At 38.5% G+C, this 18,566-nt stretch carries 11 protein-coding genes; 3 read left to right on the top strand and 8 right to left on the bottom strand.

Annotated features, from left to right (window positions below; genetic code table 11):
- Positions 1 to 82: 82 nt before the first annotated feature.
- From rmuC to HUZ36_RS05765, 6 genes are all read right to left on the bottom strand, one after another.
- Complete coding sequence (gene rmuC, locus HUZ36_RS05790) at positions 83 to 1,561, bottom strand: DNA recombination protein RmuC (RefSeq protein ID WP_176032317.1); 1,479 nt, start codon at positions 1,559 to 1,561, stop codon at positions 83 to 85.
- Between the two features lie 62 nt (positions 1,562 to 1,623).
- A complete protein-coding gene (locus tag HUZ36_RS05785) occupies positions 1,624 to 2,310 on the bottom strand; it encodes a response regulator (protein WP_147389151.1) in 687 nt (228 codons plus the stop codon).
- Between the two features lie 5 nt (positions 2,311 to 2,315).
- Entirely contained in the window at positions 2,316 to 2,519 is a 204-nt protein-coding gene (locus HUZ36_RS05780; protein ID WP_125251280.1) for a hypothetical protein, read from the bottom strand.
- Between the two features lie 239 nt (positions 2,520 to 2,758).
- Positions 2,759 to 5,851: a DEAD/DEAH box helicase gene (locus HUZ36_RS05775; protein WP_176032316.1), complete on the bottom strand. Its 3,093-nt coding sequence runs from the start codon at positions 5,849 to 5,851 to the stop codon at positions 2,759 to 2,761.
- Between the two features lie 164 nt (positions 5,852 to 6,015).
- On the bottom strand, positions 6,016 to 6,981 hold the full coding sequence (locus HUZ36_RS05770) for a ParB N-terminal domain-containing protein (RefSeq protein ID WP_128730448.1): 966 nt from the start codon (positions 6,979 to 6,981) through the stop codon (positions 6,016 to 6,018).
- 15 nt (positions 6,982 to 6,996) lie between these two features.
- Positions 6,997 to 8,229: an AAA family ATPase gene (locus HUZ36_RS05765; RefSeq protein ID WP_128730449.1), complete on the bottom strand. Its 1,233-nt coding sequence runs from the start codon at positions 8,227 to 8,229 to the stop codon at positions 6,997 to 6,999.
- Between the two features lie 702 nt (positions 8,230 to 8,931).
- On the opposite strand from HUZ36_RS05765, the gene HUZ36_RS05760 reads away from it, so the two are divergent.
- The gene (locus HUZ36_RS05760) at positions 8,932 to 10,146 is read left to right on the top strand and encodes a replication protein A (RefSeq protein ID WP_125251284.1); all 1,215 of its coding nucleotides are present in this window, start codon (positions 8,932 to 8,934) and stop codon (positions 10,144 to 10,146) included.
- An 833-nt stretch (positions 10,147 to 10,979) separates the two neighbouring features.
- Here HUZ36_RS05760 and HUZ36_RS05755 read toward each other — a convergent pair.
- Positions 10,980 to 11,846 carry a DNA replication terminus site-binding protein gene (locus HUZ36_RS05755; RefSeq protein ID WP_147391100.1) on the bottom strand — a complete coding sequence of 289 codons (867 nt, stop codon included), beginning with the start codon at positions 11,844 to 11,846 and terminating at the stop codon, positions 10,980 to 10,982.
- Positions 11,847 to 13,532: 1,686 nt separating this feature from the next.
- On the opposite strand from HUZ36_RS05755, the gene HUZ36_RS05750 reads away from it, so the two are divergent.
- On the top strand, positions 13,533 to 14,888 hold the full coding sequence (locus HUZ36_RS05750) for a class II 3-deoxy-7-phosphoheptulonate synthase (RefSeq protein WP_125251286.1): 1,356 nt from the start codon (positions 13,533 to 13,535) through the stop codon (positions 14,886 to 14,888).
- 38 nt (positions 14,889 to 14,926) lie between these two features.
- On the opposite strand, the gene ppsR is transcribed toward HUZ36_RS05750, so the two are convergent.
- The gene (gene ppsR, locus HUZ36_RS05745; protein ID WP_128732017.1) at positions 14,927 to 15,736 is read right to left on the bottom strand and encodes a posphoenolpyruvate synthetase regulatory kinase/phosphorylase PpsR; all 810 of its coding nucleotides are present in this window, start codon (positions 15,734 to 15,736) and stop codon (positions 14,927 to 14,929) included.
- Positions 15,737 to 15,879: 143 nt separating this feature from the next.
- On the opposite strand from ppsR, the gene ppsA reads away from it, so the two are divergent.
- Positions 15,880 to 18,255, top strand: a complete 2,376-nt coding sequence (gene ppsA, locus HUZ36_RS05740; RefSeq protein ID WP_176032315.1) for a phosphoenolpyruvate synthase — start codon at positions 15,880 to 15,882, stop codon at positions 18,253 to 18,255.
- Positions 18,256 to 18,566: the final 311 nt, after the last annotated feature.

The raw sequence follows: 18,566 nt of genomic DNA, 5'->3' as shown, positions 1-18,566 counted from the left end.
GAATATATGGCAGCAATGAACTTTGAAATTCTATCAATTACTATCTTGTAATCGGAGAGAGTCCATATATGGTATTAGATCATTACGAGCTTTTAGAAGAGAGAGAAGGGGATTTAGGCTCGAGCTCCAGTTTCGCTTTTTCCTCTAGATCTGCTGGCAGCTCTTTAACTACCGCAACACCAAGCTCTTTAAACTCAGCGGCCTGTTTGATTAAGTTTCCTTTGCCCATATACAACTGGGAAAATGCCCTTTCATAGCTTTCTTTCGCTTTATCAAGTTGCTTGCCCACATTCTCCATACTATGCAAGAAGTTATTTAACTTGTTATAAAACTTCTCTGCTCGTAGTGCCAGCTCTCTCGTATGCTTACTTTGATCTTCAAAACGCCATAGTTGCTTCACGATATTGAGACTCGTCAATAAAGTCGTTGGCGTCGCAACCAAAACATTATGTTGTAGCGCGTCTTGATAAAGGGTTGGTTTATGCTTTACCGCTTCAACAAATGCCGATTCAATCGGAATAAACATAATAACCACTTCCGGAGAATTGAGACCAGGGAGGCGCTCATAGGATTTACTTCCAAGTTCTTTTATACGCGCTGTAATAGCTTCGCTATGCGCTACGATAGCCTGATTGGCCTCACTGTCAGTTGTTGAATTAATATAACGCGTATAGGCGTTTAACGATGTCTTCGCATCGATGACTAAATGTCGAGATTGCGGCAGATAAACCACCACATCAGGGCGAAACTTTCCTTCATCTGTATTAAAATTAACTTCTCGCTGATAGTCATAACCGGGTCTTAAACCAGCACTATCGAGCACATTTTCAAGCATCAATTCGCCCCAATTACCTTGTGCTTTTTTCTGTCCCTGTAGCGCAGTAGTTAAGCGTTCAGCCTGCTCTGTCATCACTCGATTATTAGCTTGTAGATGGAGTAATTCAGTTTTCAAAGAAGCCCGCTGTTTCAGCTCTTCGCTATGGATTGCCTCCATCTTATCCCTAAAGCCTTTTAACTCCCCTTGGACAGGTTGCAGCAATTGTTGGATTTTTTCTTTACTTTGATGGCTAAAGCGCGCTGTCTTTTCATCAAAGATCTGGTTGGCAAGGTTATGAAACTCTTCTTTTAACTGTACTTTGGCTTGTTCAAGTTGCGCTAGTTGCTGCTCAAAATGGTGTTGCTTTTGCTCTAATAAGGTTTGTAAATTCGCCATTTCAATTTCAAGCCCATGAGCATGGGCTTGAATTTCTTCTTTGGCGTCGAGCTCACGCTGCCAAAGCTGTTGATACTCAGTAGCTTGACGTTGACGTTCGTTAAGGCGGGCTTGCATTTGCTGTACTTGGCCATGACTTTGTAGCTGCTGTTCACGGAGCTCCTGAACTACCTGTTCAGCTTGAACGATTTGAGTACGCAAGGCATATTCTGTTGCTTGTTGAGTATGCAGCTGACTTTTTAATGTACTGCGGATCACCCATACAATAGGAAGGAGGGTAGCTGCACCGCCTGCAAACAGTGCCAAACTATACCATGCAGGCGTTGTTGAAAGCATTGACCAAAGCATATTGAAATCTCATCAGTTGTTCTGCTTTGATAATACCTTAGATATAAATTTCAATCACTTAGTCATTCAGTGATCTGTTGGCCATTATAACGGTACCCGGCGCCATACACCGATTCAACAATTTTAGGGGAATGCTCTAATTCTTTGATTTTTTTTCTAATATTTTTAATATGACTGTCAATAACTCTATCTGAAATATCAAAATTATCTGGCTGAATATGGTCAAGAATTTGTTGTCTTGAGAAGACACGATTAGGCGCATCGTACAACAAAGCAAATACATCAAACTCAACTTTAGTGAGCCCCAAAGTACAACCGCTCAACTTTACACTCAATTCATCACGGTTAACTTCTATCGGCTTTTGGTAGGAATGCGTGTTCACGCAACGACGTAAGATAGCTTTTATTCTCATCACTAATTCAGCTGCGCTAAATGGTTTACAAACATAATCGTCTGCACCAACCTCTAGTCCTTGTAAACGATCAGCTTCTGTGACTTTTGCTGTTAACATAACAATAGGAACTTCGGAGAATGTCCTAATTTGCCGCATACATTCCACACCATCTTGGTTTGGTAGCATGATATCCATTAAAATCGCATCCGGTTGATTTTCGCGTACCCAAGATACCACTTCTGCGCCATCAGCAATATGGAACATCTTAAATCCTGACGCTCTAAAGAACAGTAATACTTGTTCTGCAATATCTTGATCGTCTTCAACGAGTAAGATGTTTGGAGGTGTAGACATAGGGTTTATTTACTCTTTGCTTTTAAACTTTTCAATTGCTGTCGGACTTGACGCTTCAAAGTATCCGACAGTGTGTCATCGAATAACAACATTGTCAGTATACTAGACAAATCCTCTGAACTCGCCACTTCATTTAACAGATCATAATCCGTTTGTGATTGTGTCTCAATAAAGTTTAAGTGTGTAATCGTCGCATCGTAGCAAAGCATAGCATTATCCTAATTGGTCTATGGCGTTTCTCCGTTATGAATATTAAAGCGCGACATTATGGAACAAAAATGGAGTGTGATGATGTTTTTTTCATCAGAAAAAGAAAAGCCAGCTTAGTTAAGCTGGCTTATTACAATCAGTAACAAAGGGGGAAATCAACATACGCCTATTACACCAACATGTTCGCAATAAGCATAATCATAGACCTACGAGGTTTTCATTTAGTTCAATTTTATTTTTAACTTTTTATCAATGCGAGCATTTGTGACTCATCAAATTGGCTCAGGTTAACTCCAGAGTCTGCAAACAAAGCGTCAACTAGCGCCTGTTTGTCTCTTTGCATCTTAAATACCTTTTCTTCGATGGAATTAGCCATAATTAATTTGTAAACAAAGACCGGCTTGTCTTGGCCAATACGATACGCGCGATCAGTAGCTTGATTTTCAACAGCTGGATTCCACCAAGGATCAAAGTGGATCACGGTATCAGCTTGAGTAAGATTCAAGCCTGTCCCACCGGCTTTAAGGCTTATTAAAAAGATGCTGCACTTACCTGAAGTAAATGCTTCTATTGCCTTATCCCTTTGTCTGGTTTGACCGGTTAACATTGTATACTTCAGCTGTTGTTGTTGGCACTGCTCCGCAATGAGATCAAGCACACTGGTGAACTGACTAAAGATGATGATCTTACGACCTTCACTTAATAGTGTCGGCAGGTGCTGTGCAAGCCATTCAAACTTTGCACTGCTATGCTCTGCCAAATCCTTATCCACGAGTTGAGGGTGACAGCAGATCTGACGCAGCTTAAGCAGTGCATCAAGAAACGCCAACTTACTCCTTTCAACGCCATGCTCTTGGAATAAGTTCTGTAATTTACTCTCTACTTGATGCTGCACACCTTGATACAGCCTATGCTGCGACTCTGAGAACTCTAACTCTTTAATAAGTTCTGTTTTATTAGGTAGCTCTTTTACTACTTCTGACTTTGTTCTTCTTAGAATGAACGGTGCAATTAAAGATCTCAGTTCGCTCGCACGAGCACGATCTTGCTCTTTCTCGATAGGGATCTGAAAGTGTTGTTTAAACTGTTGTTTGGTCCCCAATACATCCGGCATTACAAAGTCCAGTAACGACTTTAGCTCAAGTAAATTGTTTTCAATCGGTGTGCCACTCAAACAGAGTTTGAAACGCGCAGAAAGTCCCTTCACGCATTTGGAAATTTGTGCAGTTTCATTTTTGATATACTGCGCTTCATCTAACACGATAGAGTCGAAATCCAACCCTTTGTAATAAGCAACATCTCGTTTTAACAATGGATAAGTGGTCAGTATAAAACGAGCACCCGATAAGTTAGTTAGTGCTTCCTCTCTGTTAGCACCATGAATAATCGTCAAGGGTAGGTGAGGAGCAAAGCGCTTAAATTCATCTCTCCAATTTCCAACTAAGCTAGTAGGGCAGACAATTAAACTTGGTTGTGTCACGAGGGTGTTATGTTGCGCAATAAAGTATGCTATTACTTGTAACGTCTTACCAAGACCCATATCGTCAGCGAGAATACCACCTAGTTGATGACGATTTAGGAACTTAAGCCAATTAACTCCCTGAGCCTGATAATCGCGTAAAGTAAAGCACTGTCCTTCACTAGCCGGAATAACTTCATTTTGTTCAATCGGCTTTTCTAATTCCGCTAAATATTCAAGTAGCTTTTGATCGCTTGACTTGGTTTCAATATGCGCTAGCTCAAATAGCTTTTTAGCGTACGAAAGTGGGAACTTAAACTGAGAGCTGGATAGGTAATAACTAAAGCGAGATTTTAATGTCAGCAATTCATCAAATACGCTGCGACTGATTGCATAAAACTGCTCTCCGATCTCCACATAACGATACTCATGGGCTAAATTGTTTAGCTCGTGAACCGGATGTTTATCCCAGTTTAAAGTAATAGGTTTATCATCCAGCATCACTTTACCCAAAACATGGTGTTGTTTGTCACGTTTAAGAGATAAGATCACTTTCGGAGTAACAACATGACCATTGCCTGGCAGCTCATCCACAACCCAACGTTTACCTTGCAGGTAAGGTCTAACTTCTTTGTTGAACCAATGTATTTCGACACCGTCATCTGTAGGCAGCAAAAAGTCTTCGCCTTCGTGTACAAAGCCCAGTCCTGTAAGCACTTGTTCAAGACGCGATAATTGTTTTTTCGACCCACCTTTTCCTAGTGGCTCAATGGTAAACCTAATTTTGTTTGCACGCTCTGATTTGATCAGTTTGGCGACTGTTGATTGCGGGTTTACGAGTTGAGAAAAACCAGATGGCGGTGCAATAATATCGTCAGTAAAAATATCTTGAAAGCGCGACATCACTTGCTCAAGTTTTTCACCTGTGATCGGTGGCATCGTATGGAGATGGGCAATTTCAGATGCGGTTAATTCAGATTCAATCCTACCAATGAGTAGATTTTCAGTATCCAAATAAACTGGTGGCTCGGTTTTAACTAATCGCCAATGCTCAACACCAGCTAAACGGCTCTTTAGCTGATATTCGTCATTCTCTTGATGCCAATAAAAGTCTAATGTTTGCTTGTGACCCAACTCCAATGGCTGACGATGATTACGATAAAAACAGCGATGTGTATGTATAAGCTGAGTCAGAGCATTAAAGCCCCACGCACCAAACAACTCAAAGTGGCCAGGCGTATTTTGGGAGCGGATCCAACTGAATAAGCGAAAATCACTTTCTAATAATCCGGCGGGAGCAACTTGGCTGTTGAGTTGTTGCTCTGTCAGTGCACGGCCAAGAGGATACAGACCATCTGGACGGTTTGGTGATACTTTAGGGCTTACTAATACTTCATTTGCCCGAGGCTCTAATACAAACAACAACACATTATCAGCGTCAGCTTTATCTGTTTGCTGTAGCTGCGCTAATTCATTAAACCAATCGTTAACTAAAAAAGCTTCGCCAAATCCACCGGAGTGTTCGATTTTTAGTTTCAGCAATACAGCTGCGATATGTCGACACTTAGGATTATTAGAACAAGAGCAATTTGCTTCGACAGAGACAGCACCCTGCTCCTGATTGATTTTGATATGCTGGGTAAACGTATTACCGTAATTGCCCAATACTTGCGCATCAATCTGAGCGAAGTTATCACTATGCTGCAAAAAGCAAACCTGTTCATCTTTAAGATATTCCTTTGCTTTTGCTAACAAGCCGGAATTAAAATATTGACGAAGAAATCGCTCAGATAGCGGAAACTGACTCGCTTGCTCCTGCTTGATTTCTTCAAATAAGGCGAAAAGTTGCTCTTTAGATAACTGCGAAGACATTAAGTGCACGTCAAAATCAAAGTAAAAAGCCAGTATATGAAATTAGTGATATGAGCTAAAGAGCCAAATGCGAGAAAATAGGTAAAAAACGACTGGTTGGAGGTCAAGTGACCATAAAAAGCACCGAGTTGAAGTAAATTTGTCCAACTCGGTATCGGTAACGTTTAATTGTAGCTACTCAGTAGTTTTTGTAATTGTTCCAAACGTTTATCGGTAAGAACACGATTATCAATTTTTACGGTAACATCGCCGCTTTTTAAGTTACGCTGGATCCTAATATAATCGCTTTCGAGCATAGATTCGACTCTTGCCGAATCGCTATTGCCAAATGTTGTCAAAAATTTAGTTATCTGTAGTGCTCTTTTTTCATCTGACATTTCATCGGTCATAAACTCTTGGTTTGATAATCCTGCCAATTGTTCAGCGAAAAACTGAGGCTGTTCTTGCTTCGCTGCAATCAATTTTTTTGCCGCCTCTCTGCCTAAATGGTTTGCGGTTGGATAATACTTTAGTACTTCTACTGGAATGCTTTCAAATGCCTTTAGTGCGTCAGCTACAGCGGTATGAGAAACTCCCTCAATTGCTGCTATTTCTCGATAAGATCCTTTTTTACCTTGTTGGATCAAAGCATGCTTAGTATCGCTATATGCTTTACCCAACTCCCATAAACTAGGCGCAATATACTGATCAGAAGAAACCGCCAGTGTTTTAGCATCTTCCTCGTTAAAATCTTTGGAACTCAGAACAACGTAATCAGCTTCAGCTAATAAACAGGCCTTGCGGCGTCTTGACCCTGATAATACGTGTAACTTGCCATCGTGCCTCCAGCATAGAGCTGGATGCAAATTACGCTTGTCTTTTTTGATTGCAGGTAAAATATCAGCAACTGCTTTTTCGCTTAACAAAGATTGCTCGCGGCGATTTTGTCCAAATACTGTTGTTTTATTCTCAATATCTGAAAATGGAATGATCTCACAGGTCAATACAATCGTGCGATTAGGATCGCTTGGAGCTGGCATTGTAACCACATCACCTACTTTTGCCTGATCCAATAGATCGTCCAAACTACTACCCTCAACAGCGGTTGCAAAAGGGTCTATTCTTGTGTCATTTTTGCGTTTTCTAGCCATTTGTAGATACCTTTTTTATTCTGCTAGCGAAGATTGTGTTGAAGGCCAATTTGAGCGAATAAGCATTTCAAGTTCATCGACTACGTCTTTGATATTTTCTTGTGCTTTAAGTAAAGACTCTCTACTTGCAAGGCTATCAGAAGTCTTTTGATCGAATATCGTATTAAACGACGAGGAGCTTGCGGTGATAGCGGAACTATGGTTGATCGGGTAACTCATTACTTGCCTACCAAATGCACTACGCACATCCTTAACAATATCCCGCTGTGAATGGTTTCCTTTTACGTAATTCGTTACCAAAAATTGCATAAAATCCCACCCCTCGTGACCTAATGCTGCAACAGTGTGATAAATTTCACCGAGGCGTTTTAGATATTTATTGTTTGCATCGAAGTCAACCGCTTCTGGATGAACAGGGATCAACATTGAAGTAGAAGCCATCAGTGCATTGTAGAACATGAAATTAAGTGATGGTGCAGTATCTACAAGAATTATGTCAAACTCATCTTGTACAGGCTCTATAACCTTTTCTTTGAGCTTATGATAGTGTCTTGTTGATTCATAGCTTGAGCTTTCTTTCAATTCGGTAGCAGTTTCATGTTCAAAGTAAAAGTCATCCATACCTGATGGTAGTACTCTAATATTTGGTATGTGGGTTGTCTGAAATGCACTTGAAACTAGATCTTCCCATGTTTCACCTTCATCTAAATCAATACAATCTCTCATTAAATCACCGACTGTGATCGGCTCATGATCGTTTGATGGAAAAAAGCTGGACGAAGATCCTTGAGGATCGAGATCGATGATCCCTATGCGATAGCGTTTAATATTTGTAGTGGCTAAGGCTGCTGCAATATTTACCAAACTCGTTGTTTTTCCACATCCACCCTTTAAGCTATTAATCACGATAACTTGAAGTTTGTCTTTTTCTTTACGTTGGTCTGCACTTACACCTAATACTTCGGCCATAGCGAAGATATTTGATAATGTATAAGCATAATGACCGTTAGCACCTTTCTTAATGTTTATATTGTCAAAGTCACCTTGGTCATGACGTCGTTTGAGTGTTCTGTTATTGACACCTAAAAGATCAGCAGCTGCTTTTTGCGTATAAGTTCGAAGTTCTTTTTCTTCGGTTTTTAAATGAGCGCGATAGTGTTGTATCCGACCAGCAAGAGATTGTTCGGCGACTTCAGCTGTTGCTTTTAACAGTCTGTACGTTGAGAGCGCATTGTTATTTATAGACATACACATTATCCTTCATTTGATGCTAATAATTATAATGTCCATTCAATTTGCTGTAAACACAAAAAAACAAAGACATTTGTAATTTATGTTTACATCTAAGAATAAATAAGAAAGGTTAGATATGGCTAAATATATAGGTATTAAAGGCTAATGTTTAAATTTTAGTATGTATCTATATGTTTTATATGAATTTTATTGTTTTTTTTAGATCACAATATTACTTGGTTAAGATCAGATCTCTTACAACTAACAGATCTGATTTTTACTAACTAGTATTTTATTTTTATAGTTACTCACATCTTACCCACAGGTATATGCTATTTTTTTATTAATGAGATCAATTTTTTACTAAGAAAAATCAGTTGGTTATTCACAGTAGCGGTAAGATCCGATCGTAAAATGTAAGTATAGATCTGATCTCTTCTAAGTAGAGATCAGATCTATACTAATTTAGGTTGTAGTTTTCCACAGGGGCGTGGTGTAGTGGGTCAAAATCAGCAAAAAACTAGATTATTGAGAGGGTTTTTATGGGCTTTTAAGTGCTAGCTTAGTAAAATGTTGATCTGAAAATTGAACCAGTTAGTAAAAAAATGATCCAAACAAAAAAAATGACCTCAGATCACTTTTATACTAACTTTAATCATTAACTTTTCCTGCTGAATATGTTGTTATTAGACGTCATGAAAATTTGGAAGTAAAACAATGAGCCGGAAGGTGAACATCTCTGTTGACAATTTGCCCGATTCACTTCGTGGACAGATCCATGGTGTAGAAAGTGCTATCGATAATGAAAGTTTGGCATTGTTCACTGATAATAAAGATGTTCGGGTATCAATAGAGCATGCAGCTCATGGTTTGAGAGCCTACTCAAATACCTTTAATCATTATGACTTATGGGGTCGTTTTGTTCGCTCTGGTCATAAAAAACTACCATTAGAAGAAGCGCCAAAAAAAACGATCGTTACTAGAAAAATTTCAGAGAAAGTTGATGGGATTTTGTATGAGGGTGAGATAAAAATTACGCCTGCTGTTGTGAGTACGAAAAAAGATGGCGATGACGAGGAGTTTTTGGTCTGGCCTTCTGATCGTGAAGAAAAAGTTGAGCGTGCACTTATTCGTCTTGCTTCAAAAGGGAAAATAGTAAAGATTAATTTTAAGTCCGGTATTCAATATGCTGTTATCTTTTCTATGAATGAACTAGCCCAAGAACTCAAGGCTGTTGGACAGTCGATGCCGTACCCTCAAATTAAGGAGTCACTAGAAGCACTTCAAGGTTCAAAACTTTCTTTTAAATACACCGCAACAGATACTAAGAATCCAAGTATTGATGATTCTTTCTACGAATCGAACATGAACTTTTTGTCTTCACTTCATTTTAGTGGCAAAAAAGGACAGGGTGGAAACATAAAATGTGTAGCTTGTCTTAATGCTTTTGTACACAACATGATTGATAATCTGGAGTATAAAGGTTATTACTTTAATAGTGCGCAAGAGTTAAAACGCGGTTTATCGCGTTGGATGATGTTGCGTCTCTATCACCTTTGGCGATATGCAGCTCCTGGTAAAACATATCATTTTCGTTTGATTTCAATCATGGAAAAGTATGGCTCTATCTATTCTGATGATGAAATTACAGAAAATAAACTAAAAGCCCTACGTCGTGATATGACTACAACAATGAAGGATTTGATCGAAAAAGGGGCTATATCTGAGTACAACATTTCAAATGTTAAAGATGAAAAGTCTGGAAAAATCATCGATTATGTTTATGAAATGCACCCTTCAGCACAATTTTGTGATGAAATTTTAGCGCTTAACAAACACCACAAGCGCATTGAGATTCAGGGTGGTAAGCGTATCGTTGAAAATGCAGAAGTAATAGATGAAGATACATTAGAAGAAATAGTGAAAAAGTAATGTCATACAAAGTGGTATTTGTTCGAAGAATGCCATATAAACATTTAATAAACGCCTCTGCTGATCTCTGTTTTCCAACGGCTACACGATAGAAAACTTTTAACTAATCATATTTAATTAACAGGAATCTGCTTCAAAATAATAGTATTTGGAACAAATAAAAAATCTGAAGAATAGTAGATTCGTTATTCTTCAGATTTTCCCTGAATTTAGTTTTTAAAACTTAAAGTGCGGTTAGCTGTATCCACTATTATTGTTCAGATACAAGTGCTAGTTGGGACGATGTTAATAAATTGCCATCTAAAAAATAACAAACTAGCTTCTCTTATATTTTATCTGCTGTTACGCATTTCGAGCATAAATATTGAAATAAAATTTGCTTCAAGCGCTATAAATTGGTTGCTCACTCATCAAACTTCTTTTTTACTACTAATGCCAATTAGACTTAATACTTACACAATTTGAAAGAATAAATCTGACGCTAACAGCGTTAAAAATTTCTTATTTAGAACAACTAAATAAGAAATTTTGCCTTGCCTATATGGATGTAGGTACCTTAGCGATAGCAGGAGGCGGTAGCGGAGTTATCGACAAGATTATCTCGCCTAAAAATAGACCACTTAATTAAGAAAATTGATCTAAACTTTCATCAACTTGATGTCTAACGCGATTATTATTTTAGTAGATTCAACTTATACTTTGATGATACAAATCTAGGCTGTTAAAGAACACATCATACTAAATGGAGTTATTGCCGCATTCCTGTTATGTTAAATTAGCTGAAAGTTTTGATCATGAAACTTATTCCGCGCATAATCACACATAAATACTGATTAATCACAGCGTTCTAGGTAGATTCTATCAACAAGAAAATTATACTCTCGCTTTCTAGGGTGGTCATCTTTTTCAATAAAATTGGAGAGTTCTCCAATTTTAGTATCAGGGTGTGGGTTTAATAAAATAAAAGGCAGTGCAGCACTGACATGATAACGGTTCGATGCGGTATAACGGACATTTACTTCAGGTGTTACTCGAGTAGGTCTTCTTATTCTTAGCTTTGCACTTTCAGAAAGGCTCGATACACGGTATTTTTCTTGTTCAACTAATTGTTTCCACTTTTCTTGATCTATCATTCTCGGATTAGAATAAATAGAGGAGCGATTAAGCATTTCCAAAGCGGCATCTTTTGTTAGCACTCTAGTCGCATGCTTTTTCATCCAGGTAAAGCGAACAGAAAAAGGCGGCTCTGATTCACAATGAATCTTTCGATAGGCTGCAAGAGTTATTAAATCAGGTACGGCATTATGCACAGCCTCGAACCGCGCATCGTTGTTAGAAATTTCCAAAATCGTATTTTTAAAATTTTCTTTTGCTAAATTAACTTCTGCGACTCTTGATTTTATTGTGTCTCTCGGATCGTTGACAAGTAAAAGACCGGGAAAGCGTTGTAGTAACTTGCCACTCTCACGACCACTTAAAAAAATATCACGGAACGAGTTTATACATTTCTTTTTCGCATCTTCACCGTCTAACTTTAAAATAGGAATCTGCTTAGGTGCGATTTCCTCATCTTGTTTTTTTACTGCTGGTAATTCATAAAAATTAGCTTTGATAATTTCGCTATGCTGTAATTCATGACATAACTGATCAATATGATGTATTAATACATCGAATGTAGAACGGATATTAAATTTATTCATGTATGATGTGTTCTTTTTGAAGTTAGCATTATTATATCAGATCATCAACTATGTAGTATAGCTGTTTGACTATAAGGGTAATTTTGGACTGTACTAGTGATGTATGAAAGATGATTTTCTCATATGATGTGTTCTTGCGTTTACCTTCGGTTGTCGTTTTGCAGCTCTGGAGAATATTGATTTTAAATAAAGTATGATGTGTTCCTTTCATTCCTCGCGATAATATCTCTTTTTACGAAGTAAAGTCAATTCTAATGTAACAACGCTAAATGTATGTTACCGAAAGACCTAGATTGATATTCTTTATGATAATAAGGACAGTAAGGGAATTGTCTTTTAGCGACTAAATGAATTTTTCACAGAAAAGAAGTAGGGTAGCGATCGCTATTGTTTATTTGATAACTCTGAGAAGGTAGAATTATACATTGTCATCAATAAAATATGCTAAACCTGAACGCAAGCAGGTTATGAATAAATCGGGTTATTAATAATTTTTCCTACGTTTTTAGGCCCAAAGTGCTAGAAGATGCAGAATATGTTGTATGATAACAAGATTCGATTTTTCAATGGCGAATGTGAGATTGGTTTTAACTTTTGACTTACTGGAAGATCGAGAAGTAATCCTTGATGGCATTATTGCTATGATTCTTTTTTCTCAAAAAAGTTTTACCAGCTCCAATATCATGTCTTTTACTTATAAGTGACCTAAGAAAGCTTATCAATTCTATGCGATAGGTATAGAAGCCTAAAAAATTAAATGTAATCTGTCTTACATTTCAACTGGGTTGACAATTGACTCAAGTTGATGATTGTAAATCTGTCTGAATAGATGATTGCTTTAGTTAGTGGATCTGACATTTAACCGTTTTACTTATCGGTACTGGTATGTCTAGTGTTTATTGGTAAAACCATGCTGCTGTAGAGATTAGACTAAAAAACCTATCATTCAAAATAATCCCGAAAGAACGTTATAAGATAAAAAATAGAGTTAATACTGCTGTGGCACATTTTAAAATGTTGCTTTCATCTTAATAATTGAATTTTTAAGCTGCGTAGGTAAAGGTGCGCTTTGAAAGGTATCAATCAAGTGGTAACTTTGTTTGCTTGTTTTAAGATTTGCTTAGAGACTTTTTCATAACTAGGCTCAAGCTAAGATTTGATAATTTAGATTATGCTTAGTAAAACTTCCTTTTTATAGCTAGAAATTATACAAACTCAATCTTTCAATAATATTGTAAAAGTAGGTGGAGAAAACTTTTAGAAGTTATCGTATCTAATTTATCAATCAAAAATACCTAAAACGAACTAAAAGCATATTTCATAGTTTGATCTAGTGCGAACAGAATTAAGTTAAATACTTTATCGTCAATCTTAGATTAAAAGTCTTATTTAACATAATAACCCATTCGTTTGAGAAGACGTATCACTCTAAACTTTAATCAAATGAACAATTGATAGACTCTGCTCAAAGAGACGGTGTCTGTAAATAAACACAATATTAAAAAGGTTTATCTTTTGCGCTTGGAGAATTTTTATAAATTTTGCAACAGGTGTTGATTATATTAAAACATTTTTAATGTATGATGTGTTCTTTCCCTTATTAAAATCTATATTTCCCTTGATGAAAATTAGCCGTTAGGGTACTGTTCTAGTGTGTTTACACATATTGGAATGAGGAATTTTAAAATGGCCAATTGGAGCCCAAATAGCTGGAGAGATAAGCCCATCTTACAGCAACCAGAATACCCGGATTCAACCAAATTGAGTGCGGTAGAGAGTGAACTGAATTCAGCACCGCCGTTAGTCTTCGCTGAAGAAACACGTAGTCTATACAAAAGCCTAGCGGATGTATGTGAAGGAAAAGCTTTCATATTACAGGGTGGAGATTGTGCTGAATCTTTTTCTGACTTTAGTGCTGCAAATATTCGCGATACATTCAAAACCCTACTTCAGATGGCTGTGGTTTTAACGTATGGTGGTAAGTGTCCTGTTGTCAAAATAGCAAGAATGGCTGGCCAATACGCAAAGCCACGTTCGGCTGATTTTGAGACTATAGATGGTGTTTCTTTACCTTCTTACCGTGGTGATATCGTAAATAGCTTCGAGTTTACAGAAGATGCTCGTATCCCTGATCCAGATAGGTTGATGAAAGCATATCATCAATCAGCGGCGACACTCAATTTGCTCAGAGCCTTTGCACAGGGTGGTCTTGCCGACCTGCATCAAGTAAACCGCTGGAACATGAGTTTTGTCGCTGCGAATCCTCTAAAAGATAAATTTCAACAACTAGCAGAGCGTATTCAAGAGGCGCTCGAATTTATGGAAGTCTGTGGTATCGATTCCACTGTAGCGCCGAGCCTTAAAGAAACGCCGCTTTATACTTCACATGAAGCGCTATTACTAGGTTATGAAGAAGCGTTAACTAGACGTGACCATCTTTCAGGCGACTGGTATGACTGTTCAGCTCATTTCGTTTGGATTGGAGAGCGAACGCGACAATTGGATCATGCTCATATCGAGTTTTTCCGGGGCATCAAAAATCCAATAGGTGTTAAGGTTGGCCCAGGAATGCAAGAAGATGAATTAATTCAGCTTGTAGACGCCCTCAACCCAGACAACATACCGGGTCGTTTAACGCTGATCACTCGTATGGGAGCAGATGTACTTCCGGAAAAATTACCTAAACTGGTACGTCGAATTCAACAAGAAGGTCGCAAAGTTATTTGGACATCCGATCCCATGCATGGAAACACTGAAAAATCGACGACAGGATATAAAACACGTAGTTTTAATAATATCCTTCGAGAAATCAGTCAGTTTTTTGCGGTTCACAAATCTGAAGGCAGTTACCCTGGTGGTGTGCACTTAGAAATGACAGGACAGCACGTGACTGAGTGTGTTGGTGGTGCATACGGTCTTTCGGATGAAGACTTGTCACAGCGATACAGAACTCAATGTGACCCACGCTTAAATGCAGATCAAGTCTTAGAACTTGGATTTTTAGTCGCAGACTTACTTAAAGACGCAAGAAAAGCAAGATAAGAATTTGTGTTTCAAAAGGCCGCACACGCGGCCTTCTTTTAGTATTTTCTGCGTTTCAAGCCTGTTTCAGAAATTATCTTGGCTGATATTTCTTCAACGGAATATCGCGTGCTATTCAAATAGGGAGTTTTATTGCGCTTAAATAACATCTCAACTTCCTTCACCTCAATACGACATTGCCTTATAGACGCATACTTTGAGTTTGCCATCCTCTCCTGTCTGATAGCAGCTAATCTCTCAGGCTCAATAGTTAAGCCAAAAAGTTTCTTTTTATAATTATCTAAACATTTTGGTAGCTTACCGCTCTCCAAATCTTCTTCTGTCATCGGATAATTCGCAGCTTTAATTCCATACTGTAGTGCTAAATATAAGCTGGTTGGCGTTTTACCACTACGACTAACACCGACTAAAATAATGTCAGCTTCATCGTAATTTTTAATATTTGCACCGTCATCATTTGCTAAAGCGTAGTTAACAGCATCAATTCTAAAGTCATAAGTAGACTCGTGAATACTATGCGTACGGTGTATTCTCGGCACAGGGCAAACTTTTAGTTCTTCACCTACAAGTTCACCCGAATACGATAAAAAGTCATAACAAACACCCTTAGATGAAAGAATAACTTCAGATAGCTCAGGGTTAACAAAAGTAAAGAACACTAATGGTTTTTCTCCTGAAGCTTCAGCTACAGAGTCGATCAAGCTTCTAATTTCATTAGCTTTTTCTATTGTTTCGACGAAAGGAATTGTCTGGTGATTAAACTCAACAGGAAACATAGAAAGCGTAGCATGACCGAACACTTCAGAAGTTATCGCTGTGCCATCGGAAATATAAAATGCAGTTCTCATTTTGATATTATTCATTTAGAAATTGTTTAAAATAAGCCAACGCGGTTTACGAAGGCAGCCATACCGTTGTAGAATGCCTGTGACCTAGTGGAAAGGTCAATTAATCTCTCACATTTAATACAATTTGTTTTGGAGACAGTTCCGTGCAAGACTACGTTCTCTGGTATCAAGAGTTAGGTATGCAGGATGTACCTCGAGTTGGTGGTAAAAACGCTTCTCTAGGTGAAATGATATCTAACCTTGCTAACGCTGGTGTACAAGTACCTGGTGGATTCGCAACAACTGCTGATGCGTTCAATGAATTTCTTGAGCAATCAGGGCTCAATGAAAAAATCCACTCAATCTTAGATACTCTCGATGTTGATGATGTCAACGAATTAGCCAAAGTCGGCGCCCAAATAAGACAATGGGTTATCGATACACCATTCCAACCAGAATTAGATAAAGCAATCCGTGAGGCTTACAGCCAATTACACGGTGATGCAAGCCAAGATGTCTCCTTTGCTGTTCGTTCTTCAGCAACAGCAGAAGATATGCCAGACGCTTCTTTCGCTGGCCAACAAGAAACTTTCCTAAACGTTCGCGGCATTGACGCCGTGATGATCGCTATAAAACACGTATTTGCTTCGCTATTTAATGACCGTGCCATTTCTTATCGTGTACACCAAGGCTATGACCACAGAGGCGTCGCGCTTTCAGCTGGTATTCAACGCATGGTGCGTTCAGACAAAGCATCCTCTGGTGTAATGTTCTCAATCGATACTGAATCAGGCTTTGAAGACGTAGTTTTCGTTACTTCTAGTTATGGTTTAGGAGAGATGGTAGTTCAGGGCGCAGTAAACCCTGATGAATTTTATGTTCATAAGCAAACTCTTGCTAAAGCAAAACCAGCTGTTCTTAAGAGAAATATTGGCTCGAAAGCAATCCAAATGATTTATTCAAGTGATGAATCTCATGGTAAACAAGTTGAGATTGTTGATGTAGACTCAGCACTATCTAACCAATTCTCGATTACCGACGCAGAAGTAGAAGAACTTGCCAAGCAAGCTGTTATCATCGAAAAACACTATGGTCGTCCAATGGATATCGAGTGGGCAAAAGATGGTAACGACGGTAAGCTATACATCGTACAGGCCCGTCCAGAAACCGTTCGTTCAAACGAAGATGCGAACGTAATGGAACGCTTCCAGTTAAAATCAAAATCAGAAATTATTGTTGAAGGTCGAGCAATCGGTCATAAGATTGGCTCGGGCGTCGTTAAAGTTTTGACTTCTATTGACGAAATGGATTCAGTAAAGCAAGGTGACGTACTTGTAACTGACATGACGGATCCTGACTGGGAACCTATCATGAAGCGCGCCTCTGCTATCGTAACAAATCGTGGTGGTCGAACTTGCCATGCAGCAATTATCGCTCGAGAGCTTGGGATCCCAGCTGTAGTCGGATGTGGTAATGCAACTGATTTGATTACTAATGGCGACACCGTAACTGTCTCATGTGCCGAAGGTGACACAGGTTATATCTACAAAGGCGAGCTTGAGTTTGATGTTATTTCTTCTCGCATCGATTCAATGCCTGACATCCCAATGAAGATTATGATGAATGTGGGTAATCCAGATCGCGCATTCGATTTTGCTAAGTTACCGCACGCAGGTATCGGCCTTGCTCGTCTTGAGTTTATTATCAACCGTATGATCGGTATTCATCCTAAAGCACTACTTCATTTTGACAAGCAAGATGCAGAGCTACAGGCTGAAATTAAAGAGCTTATCGCAGGTTATGAGTCACCAGTAGAGTTTTATATCAGCAAGTTAGTTGAAGGTATAGCAACACTTGGCGCTTCATTTGCACCTGAACGAGTTATTGTTCGTATGTCTGACTTCAAGTCAAACGAATATGCAAACCTAGTTGGCGGTCAACAGTATGAGCCGGAAGAAGAAAACCCAATGATCGGTTTCCGCGGTGCATCTCGATATATTTCTGAAGACTTTAGGGAATGTTTCGCTCTTGAGTGTGAAGCGATTAAACGTGTTCGTAACGACATGGATCTAACCAACGTCGAAATCATGATCCCGTTCGTTCGTACTCTAGAAGAAGCAGCCCAAGTGATTGAAATTCTCGAAGCTCATGGCTTAAAACGTGGCGAGAACGGGCTAAAAGTCATCATGATGTGTGAACTTCCATCAAACTGCCTGCTAGCAGAAGAGTTTTTAGAATACTTTGATGGTTTCTCTATAGGTTCAAATGATTTAACTCAGTTAACTCTCGGTCTTGACCGTGACTCAGGTCTTATCGCACACCTTTTTGATGAGCGAAATCCAGCGATCAAGAAACTGCTTTCAATGGCTATTCAAACCGCTAGGGCAAAAGGCAAGTATGTAGGTATTTGTGGTCAGGGCCCATCGGATCATGAAGATTTTGCTGCTTGGCTGGTAGAAGAAGGAATTGATTCTGTCTCACTAAACCCAGATACAGTGCTTGAAACTTGGTTATATTTAGCTGAAAAGTTCACTAAATAACATACCATTAGCCCCAGTTTATTGAACTGGGGCTTTATGCTTAAGCAACTTTTTGCAGCATTTTAATGACCACTTCGCTATCTGTTATTCTCAGCGAATTACTATACTAGCCACTTTTCCAATCAAGTCTTATCGATGTAGATACGAGTAAAAATCATAAAAGTGAACAAACTAATTTATTAATAACTTTCATGTTACTTTCTCCCTATCAACAAAACTGTACAATAGTATCTAAAATAAACTATTTTCATTTTTAACAAACCCAAAAATTCTCAAGTTGTTCATGGAACCTTCGTGATACAATTAATGCA

This window comes from Pseudoalteromonas sp. McH1-7, from assembly GCF_013366255.1.
Taxonomy (GTDB): domain Bacteria; phylum Pseudomonadota; class Gammaproteobacteria; order Enterobacterales; family Alteromonadaceae; genus Pseudoalteromonas; species Pseudoalteromonas peptidolytica.
Note: the sequence above shows the minus strand (reverse complement) of the source record. Positions and strands in the feature narration are given on the sequence as shown.

Bases quoted from the DNA above. Each gene is read 5' to 3' on its own strand.
- rmuC (WP_176032317.1), bottom strand. From the start codon at position 1,561: ATGCTTTGGTCAATGCTTTCAACAACGCCTGCATGGTATAGTTTGGCA.
- HUZ36_RS05785 (WP_147389151.1), bottom strand. From the start codon at position 2,310: ATGTCTACACCTCCAAACATCTTACTCGTTGAAGACGATCAAGATATT.
- HUZ36_RS05780 (WP_125251280.1), bottom strand. From the start codon at position 2,519: ATGCTTTGCTACGATGCGACGATTACACACTTAAACTTTATTGAGACA.
- HUZ36_RS05775 (WP_176032316.1), bottom strand. From the start codon at position 5,851: ATGTCTTCGCAGTTATCTAAAGAGCAACTTTTCGCCTTATTTGAAGAA.
- HUZ36_RS05770 (WP_128730448.1), bottom strand. From the start codon at position 6,981: ATGGCTAGAAAACGCAAAAATGACACAAGAATAGACCCTTTTGCAACC.
- HUZ36_RS05765 (WP_128730449.1), bottom strand. From the start codon at position 8,229: ATGTCTATAAATAACAATGCGCTCTCAACGTACAGACTGTTAAAAGCA.
- HUZ36_RS05760 (WP_125251284.1), top strand. From the start codon at position 8,932: ATGAGCCGGAAGGTGAACATCTCTGTTGACAATTTGCCCGATTCACTT.
- HUZ36_RS05755 (WP_147391100.1), bottom strand. From the start codon at position 11,846: ATGAATAAATTTAATATCCGTTCTACATTCGATGTATTAATACATCAT.
- HUZ36_RS05750 (WP_125251286.1), top strand. From the start codon at position 13,533: ATGGCCAATTGGAGCCCAAATAGCTGGAGAGATAAGCCCATCTTACAG.
- ppsR (WP_128732017.1), bottom strand. From the start codon at position 15,736: ATGAGAACTGCATTTTATATTTCCGATGGCACAGCGATAACTTCTGAA.